The sequence below is a fragment of the Lysinibacillus sp. NPDC093692 genome, assembly GCF_050280125.1.
In the GTDB taxonomy this organism is placed as follows: domain Bacteria; phylum Bacillota; class Bacilli; order Bacillales_A; family Planococcaceae; genus Lysinibacillus.
On record NZ_JBNNUW010000010.1, the window covers coordinates 142,870 to 162,136 of the forward strand.

The following is a 19,267-nucleotide window of genomic DNA, read 5'->3' on the forward strand; positions in this document are numbered from 1 at the left end:
AACAGATAGAGCTAATTCCGATAGCTCTTACATCAGTGTATAAAGGCAAAGAGGCTGTCTAAGACGTCCCTTTTAGAGTAAATAAATACACATCGAAATAAAAACCCCAAGAATGTCGATTTCACAGCATTCTTGGGGTTTATTTTTTTAAAGAACACACTCAATTATTTAGAGAATTTTTTATGTAGATATCTTGTGTAATAGATTTTAAAACTCTCTTTTTCACTTGTTTATTTCATATAATTTTTTACTAGCTCATAACATCTTTCTTTCGTATATTGAGCTTCAATTTTATACTTTGTAATTTCTTTCATTTCATCTTCAGCATACTTTGAAGCCGCATTTTTGGCAGAACTCTCTTTGTCTTTAATCCACTCTATTTGTACTTCTTTTAAACTCTGCATATCACCACTAGAAAGTTGCTGTTTTAACAAAGCATAAATTTCGTTTAAGATATTATCCCATCTAGTATATGTTTCTTTTTCTGCTTTTAAAATTTCTGTATTATCTTTATTAGTATACAAATGCTCCAAATCTGCTAAGCCAGCATCAATCGAATCTAGCTTCTGTATGTACTCATCTTTTTGACTTCCATTTGTAACTTTTTCTTGTTCTTCTTCAATAGTAGGTTGATTTGTATCTTCTGGAAACTCAAAGTAAGCATATCGGGCATCTGAAGTAATGATATTTGATTGAACCTCTTGACCTTTTGAGTTTTTGGCAACAGCATAAATCTTTATAATATCGTCAGCTGGAAGAGGGTACATTTCCCCTATTTCTGAAACAGTCATTTTAGTGGATTTCCCATTTACATAAACGATTGCATCTTCTATGTCAGAATCTAATTCTAAAGATGTCATATCCCAATCAATATCAATTTTCAGCTTATTTGATCCATTCCCTCGGATTGCCAGTTCACCGCTATTCTTCAAGTTAGCCCACTGGCCATCATACGTATAACTCCAGGCATAAACACCAGGCAAATACTGGCCCAATAATTGTGTGCCTTCGTTATCCGTTTTAACTTTATGATTATTAATCATAATTTCTATATCCTTTAATGGCGCTTCAGTGTAGACTTCTATTGGTACCAATTTGAATTCTACCTTTTTAAAGAGCCCAAACAAGACTTCCTTTTGTAAAATCGTTATCAAATCTGTACCATGACTATCACTAATGGGATCCGCGAATTCACCATTTTCTAAAGAATTTACTTCCTCTATTAAATTATCACGAATTGCGCTCCACCCATTTTCCTTTACATACAAAGAAAAACTTTCAGCATCATAAATCGATTTTTCAGGAATTTGGAATTCTTCTAAAAACGCTTGATAATCTTCTTGTTTCAATGCAGAATCCATCGCTTCAATCTGCTTCATCGGATCTAACATTTTTGTAATAGCAATATTTGCGATCACAACTAACCCGATCATTACTGCAATACCTATGATTGTAAACTTACTCTTCTTCGACATTTTTCCATTTTGTTTAGAATACTGTGGTCCTACAGAATTATTCGATTCAGATTTTGTTTCCCTTACCGAATTAATAGGTTTACCACAGTTCTCACAGAAATTAGTTTCTTCTGCATTTTGATGACCACAGTGAACACAAAAATCCATTTTTATTCCTCCTTACATATACATCAGCATATTATACATTTTTTTGAAAAACGGTACTAGTCTTACTGAAAAAACAGTAACTACCACCCAAATCAAAAGAACAAATACGCAAAAAGGGAGGCCAACACATTTTGAATAAAAAAAGTAATTGTTATTTCTCCCAAATCAATACAGCACGTTCTAAAACTGAATCCCAAGAATCCTTTCTAGCAACGATTTTTTCTACATCATAGTCCACATAATACACAGCATCAATTTTTTCACTTTCATCAAACTTCCAGATATAATCCTGTTCATTGAGATTCTTCTCGTAATTAATTAGGCTTCTTGAAGGCGAATCAGCAATTGTTTCTGTGTAAAAGATAAAACTCACATTCTTTTTCTCACCGTCAATTACAATTGGGCTAGGATAGGTCCCGTGAAAAGTAGCATAACTTTTACCGTAATAATGAGAAACCAATTGATTATCATTTTGCATTTCAATTTTAAATAGATTTTTCGAGTACGGAATAACCCTTTCATAATAAAAAATACATAGATACGCTCCTAATAAAATGATAGCTGTAGCAAAAACGGAGGCAAATGAAATGATTATTTTTTTCTTACGCCATTTTTTATTAATCTTTTGAATAATAGGGGCTTTATTTTCTGCTGGAATATACAGTTCACGTTTCATTGTTCCATATTCCTTTTGGCATTTTTCACAATGCTGTAAATGCTGGTCTACCATTTCTTTTGTATCTTGACTAACTACCCCATCAATATAAAGTGGTAAAATATCTTGAATAATTGTGCATTTAATCTCTTTCATAATTCTTATCCTCCATATACTCAATAATTTGTTTCCTCGCTCTGTAATAGGTCACCCTTGCCCAGCCTGCACTTTTTCCAAAAAGAAGCCCTATTTTCTCAAACGGTAATTCGCCAAAAGTACGTAGTGAAAAGACCTCCTTATATGGCTCTTTCATCGAGTGAAGAAACTGATGAACTGCGAAGGCATCTTCTTCATTCATCAAATGACTTACAATTTGCACTCCTGATTCTTCTACTACATCCAAATCTATTTGTCGTTTATTTCTTTTGTAGTGAGAGAAATATGTATTTTTTGCAATTGTAAAAAGCCACGCTCTAATATCTTTAGTACCATCGAATTTTTCAATTGCTTTTAACGCCTTAAAAAATGCTTCTTGCATAATTTCCTCGGCTATACTCGCATCGTTACTTAATGATTTGATAAACAAATAAATTTCTTTAAAATATTCTTGATAGATCTCCTCAAAGTCCACCCATTTTCACCACCTTCACTTATATAACTCCTAGAATTTAATTTCGTTACAAAAATATTTAAATATTTTACTCTATGAGTATTATTATTTTTTATCATCGTCAATCCCAAATGATTCAGGTTCAACTTAACCTTGACTTATATGTAATTTTATAACCACATTCATCGAAAAATCCCTTTTTTAGTTATAGTGAAAATATTGACGCTTCAACACCAACATGAAAAGCTATGCTTCAAATGATGGGTAGCTTTGCTGAATTAGAAAGAAATATGATTTTAGAAAATGTAAAAATGGGAATGACCCAGAGAGCAAAGGAAGGGAAATGAGACGGTGGAAGGTCTTAGGATACTCTTTCAAGGATAAGAAATTAGTAATTAATGAAAGTGAAGCCAATCTTGTTAAATATATTTTTGATTTATATATTAGTGGAAAAGGCTTCAAAACAATTGAATCATGAAGGATATAAAACAAAGTGAAATGCACATTTTTCAACTAATTCTATAAGGACAATCATTACTAATCCTTTGTATGCTGATTTCATTCGTTTTAATCAGGTTAAAAATTGGAGCGAAAAAAGAAGAAAAGGATTTAATTCATACTATTATTAATAAAATAACCGTCAATGAAGGAAATTCACCAACTAAAAGAAGCGTCAAAGACATTGAGTTGTACTTTGACGCTTCAAAAAAAATAACTATGTGCTTACTTGTGGTAAGGTTCTCCCTGTCTTACTAAGTAGTAAAGCGTCATCGTAATCAAACCAAAAAGTTATACACTTTATATCCTTTCGGTTTGGCTCAATTTCAATTTTTTTAATTAACGCTCTTAAAAGTAACTTTCTTTGTTCAAAGGTAGCGGTTTTGTATAGGCTATCGAAATGTTCAAGGGCTTGATAAATCGTCTCTTTAGTAATAGTTGATTCGCTTTGTAAATCTTCATATTCCCTTTCAACCCGCCTCTTTCTTTCCTCCATATCATCTATATCCTTTAGGATTAATTCGGCTTGCATATTATAAACCCTCGCTCCAAGCTTTTCAGAGGAATAGTCACTATTAAGCTTATTTAATAAGGCTTTTTTCTTCTCCAGATTTTTACTATTCAACAATAAAGTATTTTTCATTGAGCTTTTTTCAAGTAGTTTTTGACTTTCAATCCTCTCAAGCACATCTTCAACTATCGTCATATCGTTTAATAGCTCTTTAACCCTTTGGAGTACCTTCTTTTCGATACTTTCTTTACCAATTAAATTTGATTTACAAGCTTTTAAGCCTTTACTGGCAAATGCTTGACACATATAGTATAAATGATAACCGCTCCCATCTCTTTTTTTCGACTTACTCATTACAGTTCCAGCACCACAAGCAGGGCAACGGAGAATTCCCGAAAGAATAAAATCGCCATGAAAATTTCTATTTTTTGATACACTCTCTTTATTAGTATTATTAATTGTTTGGGCTTTAGCCCATAAATCGAGGGAAATTATTGCTTCATGCTTTCCCTCGACTAAAACATAATCTTTAGTAACTCCATTGCGCCTTTTAGTATTCCAGTCCTTTCTCTTCCCCCATCTACACTTACCTATATAAACTTCATTCTCTAATATTGTCTTGATCGTACCGATACTAAAAAGATTTCCCTTTTTTGATCTATAACCTTCCTCATTTACGGTTTTAGCAATATATTTATATCCCTTACCTTCTGCCCTTAACTCAAATATTCTTTTAACGAGCTTTGCTTCCTCGGTATTAATAACTAGCTGCTTATTTATATTATTATAGCCTAGTACAATCCCACCGTTCCAATAGCCTTGTTCTGCTCTTTTTTCCATACCAGCTTTTACCCGACTTATAATCATTCCACGCTCATATTCAGCAAAAGTACCAATCAGATTTATGAACATTTTTCCGTCAAGAGTTGAGCTATCTAAATTATTATCGCTCACCAATAAACGGCAATTGTTAGGCACTAATACCTCATCTTGCAATTTGGAAATATCACTAAGTCTTCTGGAAATCCTATCTACAGTTTTAACAAGGATTGCTTGAAACTTGCCGTCATATAAATGCTTAAATAAACGCTGAATTTCAGGACGCTCATAACTTTTACCCGAATAACCATCATCAGAATAGACATCATAAACCTCCAAGTTATTACTTTCAGCATATTTCCTCAAAGCATCCTCTTGAGCTCCCAAAGAGTACCCTTCCTTGGCTTGCTCCTCTGTAGAAACTCTCGTGTATATAGCTACTTTCATACGATGTTTGGTCATATACTTTGCCTTCCTTTACTTATTTACATAATTTTTTATTATGCTAGCCAATATGTTAATTAGCTCATTTCTTTTTATTTCCCCAACAGAAGGAATAATCAGTTTTCGTTCCTTGTAATTATTATTTTCTCCCGCTTCCACTCGTCTCTCTCCCCTTGATGTAAAATTTTTATAGAATCGGTTCGTGTACACCTTTAGTTTTTATTTCACCGTAGCAATACATTCCCTCATAGAAATCTTTACGGTCTAATATTCGTTTCACCTGAACTTTCGTAAACCTTTTACCTTGCTGCGTCGAATAACCTTCATTATTTAGCTGAGAAGCCAATTGAGACAAAGACCAGCTTTGGAAATTCCCCTTTAACTCAAATAATCGTCTTACCGTTTTGGCTTCCTCTTCATTAACCCTCAGAAATTTTTGTCCCTTTTTAGCCGTATAACCATATATGGGTTTTCCTCCTGCATATTTCCCTTGCTTTGCTTTCATATTTCGTCCTCGTGCCAGTTTCATAGTTATCTCCATACGTTGATACTCGTCCAGTAACTCCATTAAACCGTTCACTAAAAAATCGTTTGGGTCTTTCTTATAAATGCTATAATTCGGCTGTTCAATACTTTTAACATCCACTCCAAATTTTTTTAGCTCTCGATGAACTAAAACTTTAACAATATCAGACCGCCATAACCGGTTAGTATTTAGCACAATTACGAAATCTACCTTAGAAGTAGAAATTTCAGTTAACATATCTTGAAAGCCTTCTCTTTCTACCTCTAAGGCTTCTTCATCTATTTTTGCTCCACTTATACCAGCATCGATAAAGCACTCTAGTAAATTCCACCCTTGCTTTTCACAAAATAATTTTATTTCATCTTTTTGATAAGTTAGGCTATAACCATCTTTTACTTGTCCTAAGGTAGAAACCCGTATATACCCTATTACGTTCACCATTTTCCCCCCAGCGTAACGGAAATTCTAATTATCGTAACGATTTAAACATTTTACCTTTATTTGGTAATTTATTACTAGGCAAGCATATTACGTACTGGTGTAAAATTACAACCCTAAGTTACGATGAATCTTACTAAGGGCATTTGCATTTTTGGGATATTGGTTTTAATTTTTAAAGGAATAAAGTGACTACCTTTTATACGCTAGAACACAGGAATAAGTAACTACTATGACAAATCTATAGAACTTAATGTTTTAAAGGATTGCAAAAGGTCTAATTTTCATTTTTAAACCACATAATCTTAAAGGTAGTGAACTGAATATAGTTTAGAAAATCAACAGTAATCTTATATCCGTCGACCTTTTTTAAATTCCCTTCAAGGTTTTTTAAACTTTCCATTATCTCAGTATAGTTACCCTTGATAATCTTTGGTTTCTCTAGGTTACTGCTTTGTAAATAAAGCCGTTTGCCAAAAGAACGTTTATCTGCTTTAAACTCAAACAAGTTCTTTATTAAATAATTTTTTAATCTCGCATATTTATCAATAAATTGAGGGGAATAAATATTCTTTACGTTGACTATTCCATGTCCCCATATATCTTGAAATACACCATTTCTTAATTCTCCAGTTGGTATATCAGGTATATTTATCAGCACATGGAAATGAACTGTACCACGGTTTTGAAAAGAACGCACAGCTAGATATTTAAAATCAGAATACTTATCACGCATACGTTTTATCCAATTGTCAAAATCCCGACTGGCTTGCTCTAGCGACACATTTTCCTTTGCATAAGTCAGAGTCACATATTTATCGCCTAGCTTAAAGTTCATATCCATTAAATCACCGAAAGTTTCCTTTTCCTTCATAGTAAGTTTCCGAGCTTTAGGCTCTCTCTTCTCCTTCTTACTATATTCCCTTTCTTTAGAACCGTTATTTTTCAAAATAGCTATTTTTATCATTTTCTCAATGGTGGAAAGTCCAGAATCCCTCTCTACCTTCATAATTTCTACTTGTCGTTCAGCCTTAGTTTTCTTAGAGGTATCTCTTTTCCTGATCTTTTTTCCATAACGCTTCACTTTGATGTAATCACCTATACGTTTCATTTCACTATCATAATATTCCATATTATCCCATCCTCTCAACCCATAGTCCCCCCGTTTTTTTGGGGTTTAATATAAATAAACCAAGAGAGATGAAGTGTACTCCGTAAATTCTCATGGAAACAAAAATTAAATGAATTAAGGCGGTTTTTTCACATTCAAGGAACGGGATGGTGTGTCTATTATCGGATTATAAGGAGTAGGAGCGGAAATAAACAGTGGACGGAGCGAAGCGAAGTCCTCCGAGCATAGCGAGGAGTGAGATTAGTTTATCTCTTGATTATTTCATTATGGAAAACGTCTCTTCAACGAGGGCATGAATCACCCATAAATATTAAGAAGTAGAAACTTCAGCTTCGCTGAAGTGCTATTTTTTTCACTTTCTTTCAAATAAGTCCTTTTCAATTGTCTGTGTCTCTGTTTCTTTATATCCATTTATATGCTCTAGCTTTTTTCTGTTCATTCAAATTTCAGTAGAGTATTCAGATGTAAATTTCATTCTACTTCTTAATATCCACCTATATTTTATCTAAAGCGTTAAAGCGCTAAAGTACACAAGTGGGCGTGTGGGGCTTTATCACCTTAAAGCGACATATAGTTTCATATTTCCACATAGATTTAGAACGAGGTGTGGGAAATACAGGAATCCTTAACAGCACGATCACACATAAAAATGCACATAAAAATCTTTAACTACTAAGTGCCGTTATCTATCTTTTTCCTTTCGAAGGAACCTGGTAATTTAAAGACAAACTCAATCCCTAGTTTCAAATGGTTAAAGGCTTTATAAACAAGGAATTTGCCATTTTATATCTTCTCCAGCTAAACTACCATAATTATTACGTCAAAAGCCCCTTAGGTGGTTTCTGGAAGTTTAGCAACCAGTCATCACCTAAGGGGCTTTATAGCCATTGGAGATTTGCTTATTTTTCATTAACTAATTTAACAAGACCTTTTTTAATAATCACAAAACCTCTTTCTTCCCATGCCTTCACAAATTTTTCAGTACAAGTTATCTCCACACCGCTCTCTTCATTTTTCATCACATATCCTTCTCGTTCGTTAGATAGTTCGTCATAAGCGTTCTTCATATTTTCCACTTCTTTCTATCGTATTTATGAGACCCTTTTTTCTCCTCGCTAATAAATAAGTTACTTAGTTATTAGAGATTTCGAGAGCTGTATATATTTTTTATCGAGAGAACTTTCTATATATTATTAAAATAAGCCCCCACCTATTTCTAATACGTTTCTTCTATTTCCAACACGTTAGCGAGATTAGAACGAGCTTCATATACTTGCTCTTCCAAACCTTCACCTACTCCTAGAACCATTTTTATAAATTGTTCACTTAAATATTTTTCCTTATCAGTGTAATTGGCCGAATTAGTTTCTACTTCTCTTGCGTTATCAGAGATAGATTTTGTAACCTCATTACTCGGAAATTCACCATTTTCAAACGCTACGTTTAGTTCATGGAACGCCCATAGAGCATTACTATAATAATTTTCTCCAATACCTTCTGGTACATTTGGAGAGCTACCTAATTTATAGGCTAAAAATAATACTACGATAATTCCGATAGCCCATATAACCTTACTTTTCCATATAGGCTTCCTCTTTACCAATACATCATCCATTTTTAGCTCACTCATTAATATATTCCTCCTACTTTTTGATTATTCGTCTTTCTTTATAAAAAAACATATAAAAAATCGGTACGCTTAAGCGTACCACTATATTATTTAGTATATGGTAAGTTTTCCTTAATAGTCAATATCAATCGATTGTAGGGAGAGCTATGACAAGAAAAGTCAAAGTGAAGATTCATGAACTAGTCAATCAAAGAGGAATTTCATTAAGGGAATTATCTCGATTAACTGATATACGCCATGCTGCTTTAAGCGAATTAGCTAATCAAAAAAGGCAAAATATAAACTTTAGTCATATAGAAAAAATCGCAGATACTTTAGAGTTAGATGATATTAGAGACATCATAGACCTTATAGAAGACAAAGACAAATAAAGTCGCCCTTATATGGGCGACTTACTTGTTTTCTAGAGCATTATATTAAAAATTCATTAGAACGGCAATTCATCATAATCTACTTCTATCTTTATTCTAGATAATCTCATATTTATATTATCTAATACTATTTTTTGTTTATAAGGGACTAGTCGTTGCATCAATTGATAAAAATCAATCACAAATGATAATTCAATATTGTTAGTCGAGTCATACGAAAAATTACCATTAATAAAACATTTTATTAATTCACTATTATCTTGAATGTAACGTTCCAAAGAACTATTTCGTATAAGAATAGCTAACTTACTCATCGTAACATTGAGATCATTGATAGGCTCGTAATAATTAACATAACTTTTGATATACATTGAAAGTATATCTGCAAAATCCCTATACACTTCTTTTTCTCTCTTTGTAAAGTTAATTTCACCTAGAACTCCTTGGGAAATGTCTATTCCAATATCATGGAATGATGTATATCTTTCAATAGGGTTTAATTTAATCATTTTATCAACGATATGCTCAAATTTAAAATTAGGAAGTTCTTTACCAAGGATATTACTAAATAATTTCCCTAGAAAATAAATTTCAGTTTGATGATTGTATATTCCTTCATCTTTCGTTTCATCTGGCCAATGGGTTACTGGCCAATTCAAAAATACACTTCTAGCATCTATATCGTGTTCCGTTAGTTTCTTTCCAAACCCAAAATCAATTACCTTAACTTTTCCACTATTATCTATCATAATATTTGCTGGACGAATATCCCTATGCAGTATTTTATTCGATTCCAAATATTCAAATGCTGATATCGTCTCAGTAAAAATTTCTCCCCAGCTCTTCCCTAAAAAGTCCGGTTCAAAATCTTCAATCGTAACTCCATCTATATACTCCATTTGCAGATAACCTAATTTATACTCAGGATATAAATAATAATTATAGACTCTAACTATATTAGGGTGTGAAATCTTAAACAATATTTTGATTTCATCTACAAATCGTTGATAATGTTCATCTATATAGTTAGTATCCTTTGGAGAGTATTTTTTAAATGCAAACAGCATATCAGTTGTCTCATCCTTAAAAAGATGTGTATCTCCCGTTCCACCTTCTCCAAGAGATTTAACATGTAAAAACTGTTTTTTTCTATCAAACTCAACTAAAGTTCCTGATTGTAACAAACATCTCACTTCCAATTCAACTTTAATAATTATAATATTAGCACAATTTGGTAGTAAGTGTCTTTTATTACAAATCAAGTTACGTCTCTAAAATAAGGCTTTTTAAAAGTATCTCTTATTATACAATCAGTTCAAACTTCCGCTTTACTATCACTTGTGATACGTTCTCCCTGTCCTTAAAAAGAGCACTAAAGCACTTGGTATTGGGAGAAGTAAACGTTTACCTCACTAATTACATTCCTAGTTACTTTAATATCATCATTTATTTTCATAAAATTTGATGTATGTAAAAGGAAAACCAGCATCTATAGTATGATCATACGTAAATAAATGATCTTCTGGATTATTTACACATTTTCCAAGCGCTCTATTAATTTGTTTATCATAATGTATATTAACCCTGCCCTGACATACAGGACAGATTCCATACTTCCTCACTCTATAAACAGTTTCATTCTCTTCATAAAGAATCGGATTATTATTTTTATAAACTATTCCATTCTTTTTTAACTCCGTAAATTTCCATAGAGAATCAATTGCATATATAATTAAACCTACCGTTATCATTACAAAAAGTGCAATATAATTACTCTTATTATAAATATAGCCTACAATTGTAACGACAGCCGAAACTACAGATAAAATACTTGAAATTTGCAATCTATATTTATAACCTTTTTTTCCTCCAATAATTTCCCCATCTAACTTATTTTCATACTTAACTACTTTTTCTTCTTTTTCTTGTATATTTAAATGAATTTCCTGCTTACTATTATTTCCTATCCCAATATTTACATTATTAGTACCAGCATTAATTATATTATTTCTTTCTTGTAAACTAGAGGATGTGCCGCAATATGGGCAATATGAAAATTCCTCAATAAAATCATTATTACATTTTAAACACTTCATTATACACCTCTAAACATTTTATCTTTTCTATCTAATCTTTCCTAAATAGAATTCATTCCTAGTGGTAAATATTCTATAGGACCTTATGAATCTTACTAATGAATCCTCGGACTCAAGACCATAATAAGGGTAACGTTGCAATTTACCCCATTCATTGACCTCTTCTATTAAATATTAAAAACCTATCAAAATTATTGCTAATAGTGAATTTAAAATTTATATCATCATCAAAATACCGATTCACTACCAGTTTGTTACTTCAATTAATACTAAATATATACTTTTTTATCTTTTATTCAAAAATCACTCCTATTTTTTTGTAATATTATGTATTTTAATAGTATCATAACAAGAGAGAAAATACTAAAAAATACGAACGTACTTTCCGAAATGATTATTAAATTTTTAGAAAAACATTCATAACAATACAAAAGATTAATTTAGTAGATATAGAAATCAAAACACATATCAAAAATAAATGAAAAAGTCATCTCTATGTAACATAGAAAGACGACTTTTTTATGTTTATCTATATAATAATTTCAAACTTCCGCTTTACTATCACTTGTGATACGGTTCACCCTTCATAATCCTAAAACTCCTATAAACCTGCTCCACCAAAACAAGTTTCATTAGCTGATGTGGTAATGTCATCTTTCCGAAAGACTGTTGCTCATCAGCTCGTTTTAACACATCGTCATGTAAACCAAGGGAACCACCGATGACGAACGCGATTTTACTTTTGCCGTAGGTCATTAGAGATTCAAGATCTGCCGCCATTTGTTCTGAGGTTTTCATTTTACCGTTAATGGCTAAGGCGATAACGTATGTATCTGGGCCGATTTTAGATAGAATACGTTCACCCTCCTTTTTCTTGACGATTTCCATTTCTGCTTCGCTTAGCTGTTCGGGTGCTTTTTCATCTGGTACTTCGATTATATCCATTTTTGCATAGCCACCGAGACGTTTTACGTATTCGTCTATGCCCATTTTTAAGTACTTTTCTTTTAGTTTTCCGACTGATACAATCGTTATATTCACACGTTATCCACCTTTACATTTCATTTACAAACAAATTATCCACAAAAGTTATCAACATATCCACAAGAGAATCCTATATCTTGTGTAAAGTTATTTACTTGATACAAGATATTCTGCAGGCTGTTCACAGTAGCTACATTTTGTGGATAACTTTTTATCCTCTTCGACTTTATCCATAATCGGGAACTCTTTTTGCTCTGCCACAAACATGTCTAAAGCGTGTTCTATATGGTTTTCACAGCTGTATTTTTCCATTTTTACACCTCTTCTTATTTTCCGAAATTTCCACAAACTTATTCACAATTCGGTCTATGTTATCCACAATCTATTGTAACAAAGGACAGGCAAGTATGGAAGAATAGGCTTCATACCGCCACTCACCTTGTTAATGTTATTATTCACAATTTTCTAGTTATCCACAATATTTTCTAAATCATTCTTCATAATTCAACGAAAAAATCAGTGGAGATCCTATCATCCCCACTGATTTTTAATTTACAATGAACCACTATTTGTTAATGTTAGTGATAGTTCCACTATTTTACCTTGACGATATACTTTCATCGTTAATTTATCACCAATTTTTTTGTCATTATATAAATGTTTACGTAAATCGATTGCTGTTTCAATTTTTTTGCCATCCATTTCAACTATAACATCGTATTGTTGAATGCCTGCTTTTGCAGATGGAGAGTTAGCTACGACATCTGTAACAACAACACCTGTTGTTAAGTCTTTTGGCAATTGTAACGTCTGCTGTTGGTGGAATGACGGAACATCCGTTAAGTCTACTAATTGAATACCCATTGTTGGACGTTTCATTTCACCATTTTTCTCTAATTCCTCGATAATTGGAATTGCTGAGTTAATCGGAATTGAGAATCCTAAACCTTCAACAGAAGATTCCGCAATTTTCATGGAGTTAATACCGACTAATTCACCAGCAAGGTTAACAAGTGCACCACCACTATTACCAGGGTTGATAGCTGCATCTGTTTGTAATACTTCTTGTTGCCAATCTTTTGTGCCATCATTATTTATGTCCACTGGTACAGAACGATCTTTACCAGAAACAACACCTGTAGTAACAGAGCCATAGAACTCTAAGCCAAGTGGGTTACCTATTGCGATAACTGTTTCACCTTGTTTTAATACGTCTGAGTTACCAAATGTCGCAACTGTCTTAACGTCTTTAGAGCTGATTGAAATAACAGCTAAGTCTGTCCAAACATCGCGACCAACTAATTGCGCTACTTCTTTCGTTCCATCTGGCATTGTTACTTCTAACTGTTTTGCACCCTCAATAACATGGTTATTTGTCACGATAAAGGCTTTATCACCTTGAACTTTGTAAATAACACCTGAACCGCTTCCTGCAGGCTGTTCTGAGGCTTGTGGACTCCAGAATCCGCCGCTTGCTACTTCTTGAATATTCGTGATCCCTACAACAGCCCCAGAAGTCTTATCTACGGCTTTCGTAACATCAGTAGTCACTTCTGTTGCAACTTGATTAATGGTTGTTTCATTTTCACCCATGCTGCTCGTCGTTGTACCTGGCATTTGATTGACAAGTCCAGGCATCATGAGCCACACGAGTAAAGCGCCAATGATGACACCGATAAGACCAGTGAAAAAATAACCACCCTTTCCTCCGCCACCGCCTTTCTTTTTATGACGCTTCTCTTGCGTTTCTCGCTCCTCTTGTTCGAGTCGCTCCTGAAGAGGTGACTTCTGTATATCATCATTTTTTAGAAAATCTTTGTTTTTATCATCATCTTGAAAATAGCTCATTCTCCTCGTCCTTTCTCTTATTAGTATTTGTTAGTTGTTACCTTAATATTACGATTCAAACATTAAAATCAGATGAAAAATAAATAAAATGGACATAAAAATGGCTGTTCAATGCATTTTCTATAAAATGTAATTGAACAGCCTCATTAAAGCCTCATTTTTTTATTGTATAATTCGATATGATTAACTCACTTTAAGCCAAAAGCAATGTAGCCGACGTTTCACTTACGTTACATAAAACATTTGTAACTGCCGTTTCACTTACGTTACATAAAACATTTGCTGAGAAAAGTTACACAGTAACTAATTTTGTCGGCTCTTCTGCATCTGTATCAAATAAATTTAAATACTCTCCGGCAATAATACCGCAGGATTGCAAAGTTTGTGTGACACTCATGCGCGCAAGCTCTTTCATATTATTATCTTTACTTAAATGTGATAAATAAATATTTGTTGGTTTTTCAAATACTACCTCACTCATTGCTATAGCTGCATCCTCATTTGAAACATGCCCTACATCACTTAAAATACGACGTTTGATAGACCATGGATAGCGCCCCATTTGCAGCATATTCACATCGTGGTTACTTTCAAATACAAAGGAATCAGCACCTCGAATGATACCCTTCATACGGTCACTAACATAACCTGTATCCGTAATAACAACAAGCTTACGCCCGTTTTCATGAAAACTATAGAACATTGGATCTGCTGCATCATGTGATACAGCAAAGGATTCAACAGCTAATGAACCAAAATGCTTTACAGTATCCATTTCAAATTCAAAACGTTGCTCTAAAGGTATATCCCCAACTAGCCCGTCCATTGCTTGCCATGTTTTGTTGTTTGCATAAATAGGTACATTATATTTTCGTGCCAATACACCTATTCCTTTAATATGATCACTGTGCTCATGCGTAACGAAAATGCCACTTAGCTGTTTCATATTGCGGTCGACTTTTGTAAATAGTTGCTCCATCTTTTTGCCACTTAGACCAGCATCGACAATAAATGCATGATCATCATTCTCTACATAAATCGAATTTCCTGTACTGCCACTTGCTAAAACACTAAATCGCATCATTCAACTCCCCAGTCTTCCTCTTCACCTTGTTGCTTGTCTCCTTGGATTTCAATAATTTTTCCATCAATAGCATCAACGAAGTACTCTTCTATTTCTCCGTCCGATAATTTCACTTGTACTTCCCATGTTGGTATCAACACTTGCGTTTTATCTAATTTACTAAATGTCGAGTAACCTAACTTCACTTGCGCAATACTCGAGTCTGACTTTAATAGCGTTTTATTATAAAGTGTTTGGAAAATTTGAAGTGGTGGAATAACGGTTTCCTGTTGCTCCATCTCTTCTATATTGTCAATCATTGTCTGCTCATACTTTGTCACTTCGTTATCCATATTCCAGTGTACTTTTAACACGGCACTATCATTGTAATAGAATATTCGATTATTTTTCTTCTGGAAGAAAACTGCGACTCGTTCCTCACGGTCTACCTCCCATAATGCATAAGAATCCCCGTTTTTAACGTTTGTGTGGACAAAATCGATAAGACTTGCATCGTCATTAATATTTCGTAATTTCACAGGATTGATAAAAACAGCACTTATTTGTGTATGTGTCTCATCCGTAAAACTCACTTTCTGATTATCATCAGGAGCAGAATTTTTAAAAATATGCACTTCGCCTGTAATGTAAGTAGCAGACTCGTTACTATTAGGCAGTGGTCCATACGTAATATTATCATCTTTTAAACGGGCTTCTATTGTTTTTTCACCTAGTATTTCTACGCTCTGCGCTTCGTTATAACGATCTAAATACAACCAATACAAGAAAATATTTAAGATTAAAAAAACGAATATAAAAATAGATTTTGTTCTATTCCAATCCATTTTTGACACCCCCTACTACTTCAGGCGTCAGTCTCGTGGATACACCATTACGAATGACAAACCAACACGGCTCTATTGTCACAATTGTATTTTGATCAAGAGTCAAATAGAATCCCACAACAATGTCATCTATATCTGATAAAGCAATGTTATTTAGCTTTTTAATCTGTTCAACGACTTCTGTTCCTGACGGAAGTTCTTTCATCTCTCTTTCGGATGGAATATCTTTCTCAAAAGAAAAGTATGGACGTTTGTAGACGAAAATACGGTTATCTCCCCAAACGGTTGTAATTCGATTTATCGCCTGTTCACTAAAAATCGGTAATCCATGTAAATATAACTGATAATCTAATTGATTATTGCTTGTACTTGTTGATACTAAGCGATAATCATCTGTAAAGCCACCGTGTTCATTGATAAATTCAAAACTATCCTTCAAGAGCTTGGAAGGTTCTATTCTTATACTACTCTCTGCAGCTGGATTTGCATAAGTCAATGATTTCAATTTTGAATCAAGCACCATCTTTGACATTCCATCTTGATATTTTTCAGTAGTTGTACTTTCATCAGTGCGCCGGACATTTTTTAGATTTGTAAATAATACATCTTTTAACAATTCAGGTTTCTCTTCGATAAAATACGTATACTTTGATGATTCAATTTTATCGTTTGCAATATATAGTGAGGTAAAGCCATCTCGCTCCACCTCTGTAAAAGGACCATATGTTTTCGCTGGCTCAATAATATTTCGTACAAACTGATTAGCATTTTCTAGACTTACATGCGAACGCATCAATGATTCATTATTGCCACTAATGAAAAACACCTGTAACTCTTTGTTACTATACTTACTCCAATCTATAATCATACGATTAAAGGTTGTTTCAGGTAGCTCCTTATCGGCGAACTGAAAAATTGAGTTAAAGGCAGAGTAAGGAATCTCACCAGTAAAAAAGACAGTCATACAATTGTTCGTACGAATCATCTCGTTTAAAGAGTCGGCTGTAAGGTTATTGTTTACAGGCATTAAATCTAGAATATTCCATCCCTCAAATGCTTGCATAATATCTTCCATGACGCCATTAGAAACGGTTCCGGTAAATTCCTTATCAAAACGGTAAATAGCTTTATACGGACGAATGACATCCGCCATTTTCTTTTGTGGTCCAATCAGGATTTCTTTTCCTTCAGTCTGTTCAATAACTTTATAATCTGGCGTGTATGTCCAAATCATAAAAGTTAAAACTACACTTAGCACAACGAGTAGAAATAATACACCTGATTTAACTGGTTCTATATATTTCATTCCCACTCACCTGCCTCGTCAAAATCATCTAAATTAAGTGGTAATGTGAAGAACACTGTTGTTCCATGTCCTTCCTCACTTTCAGCCCATATTTTACCATCGTGAGCTTCAATCATCTCCCTCGCAATAGCTAGACCTAGACCAGTGCCTCCCATAGATCGTGCTCGTGCTCGATCTACTCGATAGAAACGGTCAAAAATACGTCCTACATTTTCCTTAGGAATTCCCATACCATCATCAGAAATCATCACCTTCAGCATATCTCCTTGCACTGTAAAGCCAAAGCGAATATTACCTCCATCTGGTGAATACTTAATAGCGTTGGAAATAATATTATCGATAACTTGTGTCACCTTATCTGTATCAATCTCTACATAATAAGAGGCTTCTGGTAATAAACGTTCAAATCTCACTTTGTCTGACTTAGACATTTCAAAACGATCAATAATACGGTTAAAGAATGAATTGAATAGAACAATGTCTTTATTCAACTCATAATCTGAACTATCCATTCGTGATAACTGCAATAAATCATTCACTAATCGGATCATACGCTCTGTCTCTGTTTGTGTGACATTCAAAAATGTTGGAGCAATATTTTCATCTTTCCATGCACCATCCGCTAACGCCTCTAAATAACTACGCATCGTCGTTAATGGCGTCCGTAATTCATGTGACACATTCGATACAAATTCTCTACGATCCATCTCTATTTTTTCCTGCTCCGTAATATCATGCAGTACGGTAATTAGACCATTAATAAAGCCCGTTTCTTTTTGAATGACAGAGAAATTCGCACGCAAAATATACGGTGCGTCTGCTGTACTGAAATTTAAATTCACCGCATCATTCATGTGAATTAAATCCTCAAAACTATACTCTTGGTCAATACCTAAAACAGATGCAATCGGACGACCTAATGTAATATCTCTTGAAATATGGAGAAGCTCTAGCGCGGGATCATTAATAAGAATGATGCGCCCTTTTCGATCTGTCGCAACAACACCATCCGTCATATTACTAAGGACCGAATCGAGCTTTCGCCGTTCTGCCTCTGTAGTAGATTGCGCCTCCTGCAAGCGATTGGTTAAATGATTAAAGGTAATAGCAAGCTGCCCAATCTCATCTGTACCATAAACCCGCACTTTTCGAGAGTAGTTACCCTTTGCCATCGCCTGTGCCTGCTTACGCATATCTGAAATTGGCTGTGTAATTGTTCGTGCCACTAAAATCCCTAAAAAGATCGTAATCACCATGGACACTGCCGTACCCCCAAGGAAAATACGGTTAATGTCATTCACTTGTTCAAAAACAGATTCAATATCAGCTTCAATGTAAAGAACCCCTATGATTTCATCATCAGGACCTGCACCATCTCGAATTGGCGAAGCTAACACCCACACTCGATTTCTTGTTTTATTATCAAGTTTAATGTTTTCAAATAAAGTTTCCGCAGAGATGGCACGGCGCACGAGATCATTATTTGAGCGCTGTCCAATCAAACCTTGATTGTCTACCTCAGATGTGGCGCGAATACGTTGTCTATTATCGATGACACGGATTCCTAAAATATCTCCATCAGAAACGTCCTTCAACCCCGTTGAAAACTCCATAACTATCGTTTTCAAGCTCTCTTCAAGAGTTGGCATACTACTTTCATCGCGCTCTTTTAACATTTCTTCACGAATGCTATATTGCATCAAATCGACACGTTGAAAAATGGATTCCCGAAAGTTTTCTTTTAAATTCCGCTCTAATTCACGCGCGAAATAGATTCCTATTATTTGCAAAGCAAGTAGGATTAGTAAGATGTAAATTAGTACTAGCTTTACATGAATTGATTTAAAGAAGCTTACTTTCTGCATTCCT

At 34.0% G+C, this 19,267-nt stretch carries 19 protein-coding genes; 2 read left to right on the top strand and 17 right to left on the bottom strand.

The window, feature by feature from the left end; translation table 11 throughout:
* Positions 1-230: 230 nt before the first annotated feature.
* The 3 genes from ACQKN4_RS13125 to ACQKN4_RS13135 form a co-directional block, all read right to left on the bottom strand.
* A complete protein-coding gene (locus ACQKN4_RS13125) occupies positions 231-1,622 on the bottom strand; it encodes a TcaA 3rd/4th domain-containing protein (RefSeq protein WP_079563386.1) in 1,392 nt (463 codons plus the stop codon).
* A gap of 151 nt (positions 1,623-1,773) precedes the next feature.
* Positions 1,774-2,433 carry a zf-HC2 domain-containing protein gene (locus ACQKN4_RS13130; protein WP_427483876.1) on the bottom strand — a complete coding sequence of 220 codons (660 nt, stop codon included), beginning with the start codon at positions 2,431-2,433 and terminating at the stop codon, positions 1,774-1,776.
* The gene (locus ACQKN4_RS13135; protein WP_427483877.1) at positions 2,420-2,908 is read right to left on the bottom strand and encodes an RNA polymerase sigma factor; all 489 of its coding nucleotides are present in this window, start codon (positions 2,906-2,908) and stop codon (positions 2,420-2,422) included. Before ACQKN4_RS13135 ends, ACQKN4_RS13130 begins: the two co-directional genes overlap by 14 nt.
* Before the next feature lie 227 nt (positions 2,909-3,135).
* Between ACQKN4_RS13135 and ACQKN4_RS13140 the strand changes: the two genes are divergently transcribed.
* Positions 3,136-3,234: a recombinase family protein gene (locus ACQKN4_RS13140; protein WP_427483878.1), complete on the top strand. Its 99-nt coding sequence runs from the start codon at positions 3,136-3,138 to the stop codon at positions 3,232-3,234.
* Positions 3,235-3,602: 368 nt separating this feature from the next.
* Here ACQKN4_RS13140 and ACQKN4_RS13145 read toward each other — a convergent pair whose 3' ends face one another.
* The 5 genes from ACQKN4_RS13145 to ACQKN4_RS13165 form a co-directional block, all read right to left on the bottom strand.
* Positions 3,603-5,177, bottom strand: a complete 1,575-nt coding sequence (locus tag ACQKN4_RS13145) for a recombinase family protein (RefSeq protein WP_427483879.1) — start codon at positions 5,175-5,177, stop codon at positions 3,603-3,605.
* 169 nt (positions 5,178-5,346) lie between these two features.
* On the bottom strand, positions 5,347-6,123 hold the full coding sequence (locus tag ACQKN4_RS13150; protein WP_271913650.1) for a recombinase family protein: 777 nt from the start codon (positions 6,121-6,123) through the stop codon (positions 5,347-5,349).
* A 277-nt stretch (positions 6,124-6,400) separates the two neighbouring features.
* Positions 6,401-7,273, bottom strand: a complete 873-nt coding sequence (locus ACQKN4_RS13155; RefSeq protein ID WP_427483880.1) for a rolling circle replication-associated protein — start codon at positions 7,271-7,273, stop codon at positions 6,401-6,403.
* Between the two features lie 881 nt (positions 7,274-8,154).
* Positions 8,155-8,322 carry a hypothetical protein gene (locus ACQKN4_RS13160; RefSeq protein WP_205445382.1) on the bottom strand — a complete coding sequence of 56 codons (168 nt, stop codon included), beginning with the start codon at positions 8,320-8,322 and terminating at the stop codon, positions 8,155-8,157.
* A 149-nt stretch (positions 8,323-8,471) separates the two neighbouring features.
* Entirely contained in the window at positions 8,472-8,885 is a 414-nt protein-coding gene (locus ACQKN4_RS13165) for a hypothetical protein (RefSeq protein ID WP_427483881.1), read from the bottom strand.
* A gap of 146 nt (positions 8,886-9,031) precedes the next feature.
* Here ACQKN4_RS13165 and ACQKN4_RS13170 point away from each other — a divergent pair, with 146 nt between their 5' ends.
* On the top strand, positions 9,032-9,256 hold the full coding sequence (locus ACQKN4_RS13170; RefSeq protein WP_271911950.1) for a helix-turn-helix domain-containing protein: 225 nt from the start codon (positions 9,032-9,034) through the stop codon (positions 9,254-9,256).
* 56 nt (positions 9,257-9,312) lie between these two features.
* On the opposite strand, the gene ACQKN4_RS13175 is transcribed toward ACQKN4_RS13170, so the two are convergent.
* The 9 genes from ACQKN4_RS13175 to walK form a co-directional block, all read right to left on the bottom strand.
* A complete protein-coding gene (locus ACQKN4_RS13175; RefSeq protein ID WP_271911952.1) occupies positions 9,313-10,440 on the bottom strand; it encodes a protein kinase family protein in 1,128 nt (375 codons plus the stop codon).
* 258 nt (positions 10,441-10,698) lie between these two features.
* Positions 10,699-11,352 (bottom strand): hypothetical protein, encoded by a 654-nt coding sequence (locus ACQKN4_RS13180; protein ID WP_271911953.1) that lies wholly within the window; start codon positions 11,350-11,352, stop codon positions 10,699-10,701.
* A gap of 561 nt (positions 11,353-11,913) precedes the next feature.
* Positions 11,914-12,393, bottom strand: coding sequence for a 23S rRNA (pseudouridine(1915)-N(3))-methyltransferase RlmH (rlmH, locus tag ACQKN4_RS13185; RefSeq protein ID WP_079563384.1), 480 nt, complete (start codon positions 12,391-12,393; stop codon positions 11,914-11,916).
* 90 nt (positions 12,394-12,483) lie between these two features.
* Positions 12,484-12,648: a CxxH/CxxC protein gene (locus ACQKN4_RS13190; protein WP_079563383.1), complete on the bottom strand. Its 165-nt coding sequence runs from the start codon at positions 12,646-12,648 to the stop codon at positions 12,484-12,486.
* Positions 12,649-12,888: 240 nt separating this feature from the next.
* Complete coding sequence (locus ACQKN4_RS13195) at positions 12,889-14,184, bottom strand: S1C family serine protease (protein WP_427483882.1); 1,296 nt, start codon at positions 14,182-14,184, stop codon at positions 12,889-12,891.
* Between the two features lie 292 nt (positions 14,185-14,476).
* The gene (locus tag ACQKN4_RS13200) at positions 14,477-15,265 is read right to left on the bottom strand and encodes an MBL fold metallo-hydrolase (protein ID WP_079563381.1); all 789 of its coding nucleotides are present in this window, start codon (positions 15,263-15,265) and stop codon (positions 14,477-14,479) included.
* Positions 15,265-16,092, bottom strand: a complete 828-nt coding sequence (locus ACQKN4_RS13205; protein ID WP_427483883.1) for a two-component system regulatory protein YycI — start codon at positions 16,090-16,092, stop codon at positions 15,265-15,267. Before ACQKN4_RS13205 ends, ACQKN4_RS13200 begins: the two co-directional genes overlap by 1 nt.
* Positions 16,079-17,398, bottom strand: a complete 1,320-nt coding sequence (locus tag ACQKN4_RS13210) for a YycH family regulatory protein (protein ID WP_170939049.1) — start codon at positions 17,396-17,398, stop codon at positions 16,079-16,081. Before ACQKN4_RS13210 ends, ACQKN4_RS13205 begins: the two co-directional genes overlap by 14 nt.
* Positions 17,395-19,263: a cell wall metabolism sensor histidine kinase WalK gene (gene walK / locus ACQKN4_RS13215; protein WP_079563378.1), complete on the bottom strand. Its 1,869-nt coding sequence runs from the start codon at positions 19,261-19,263 to the stop codon at positions 17,395-17,397. Before walK ends, ACQKN4_RS13210 begins: the two co-directional genes overlap by 4 nt.
* Positions 19,264-19,267 lie beyond the last annotated feature (4 nt).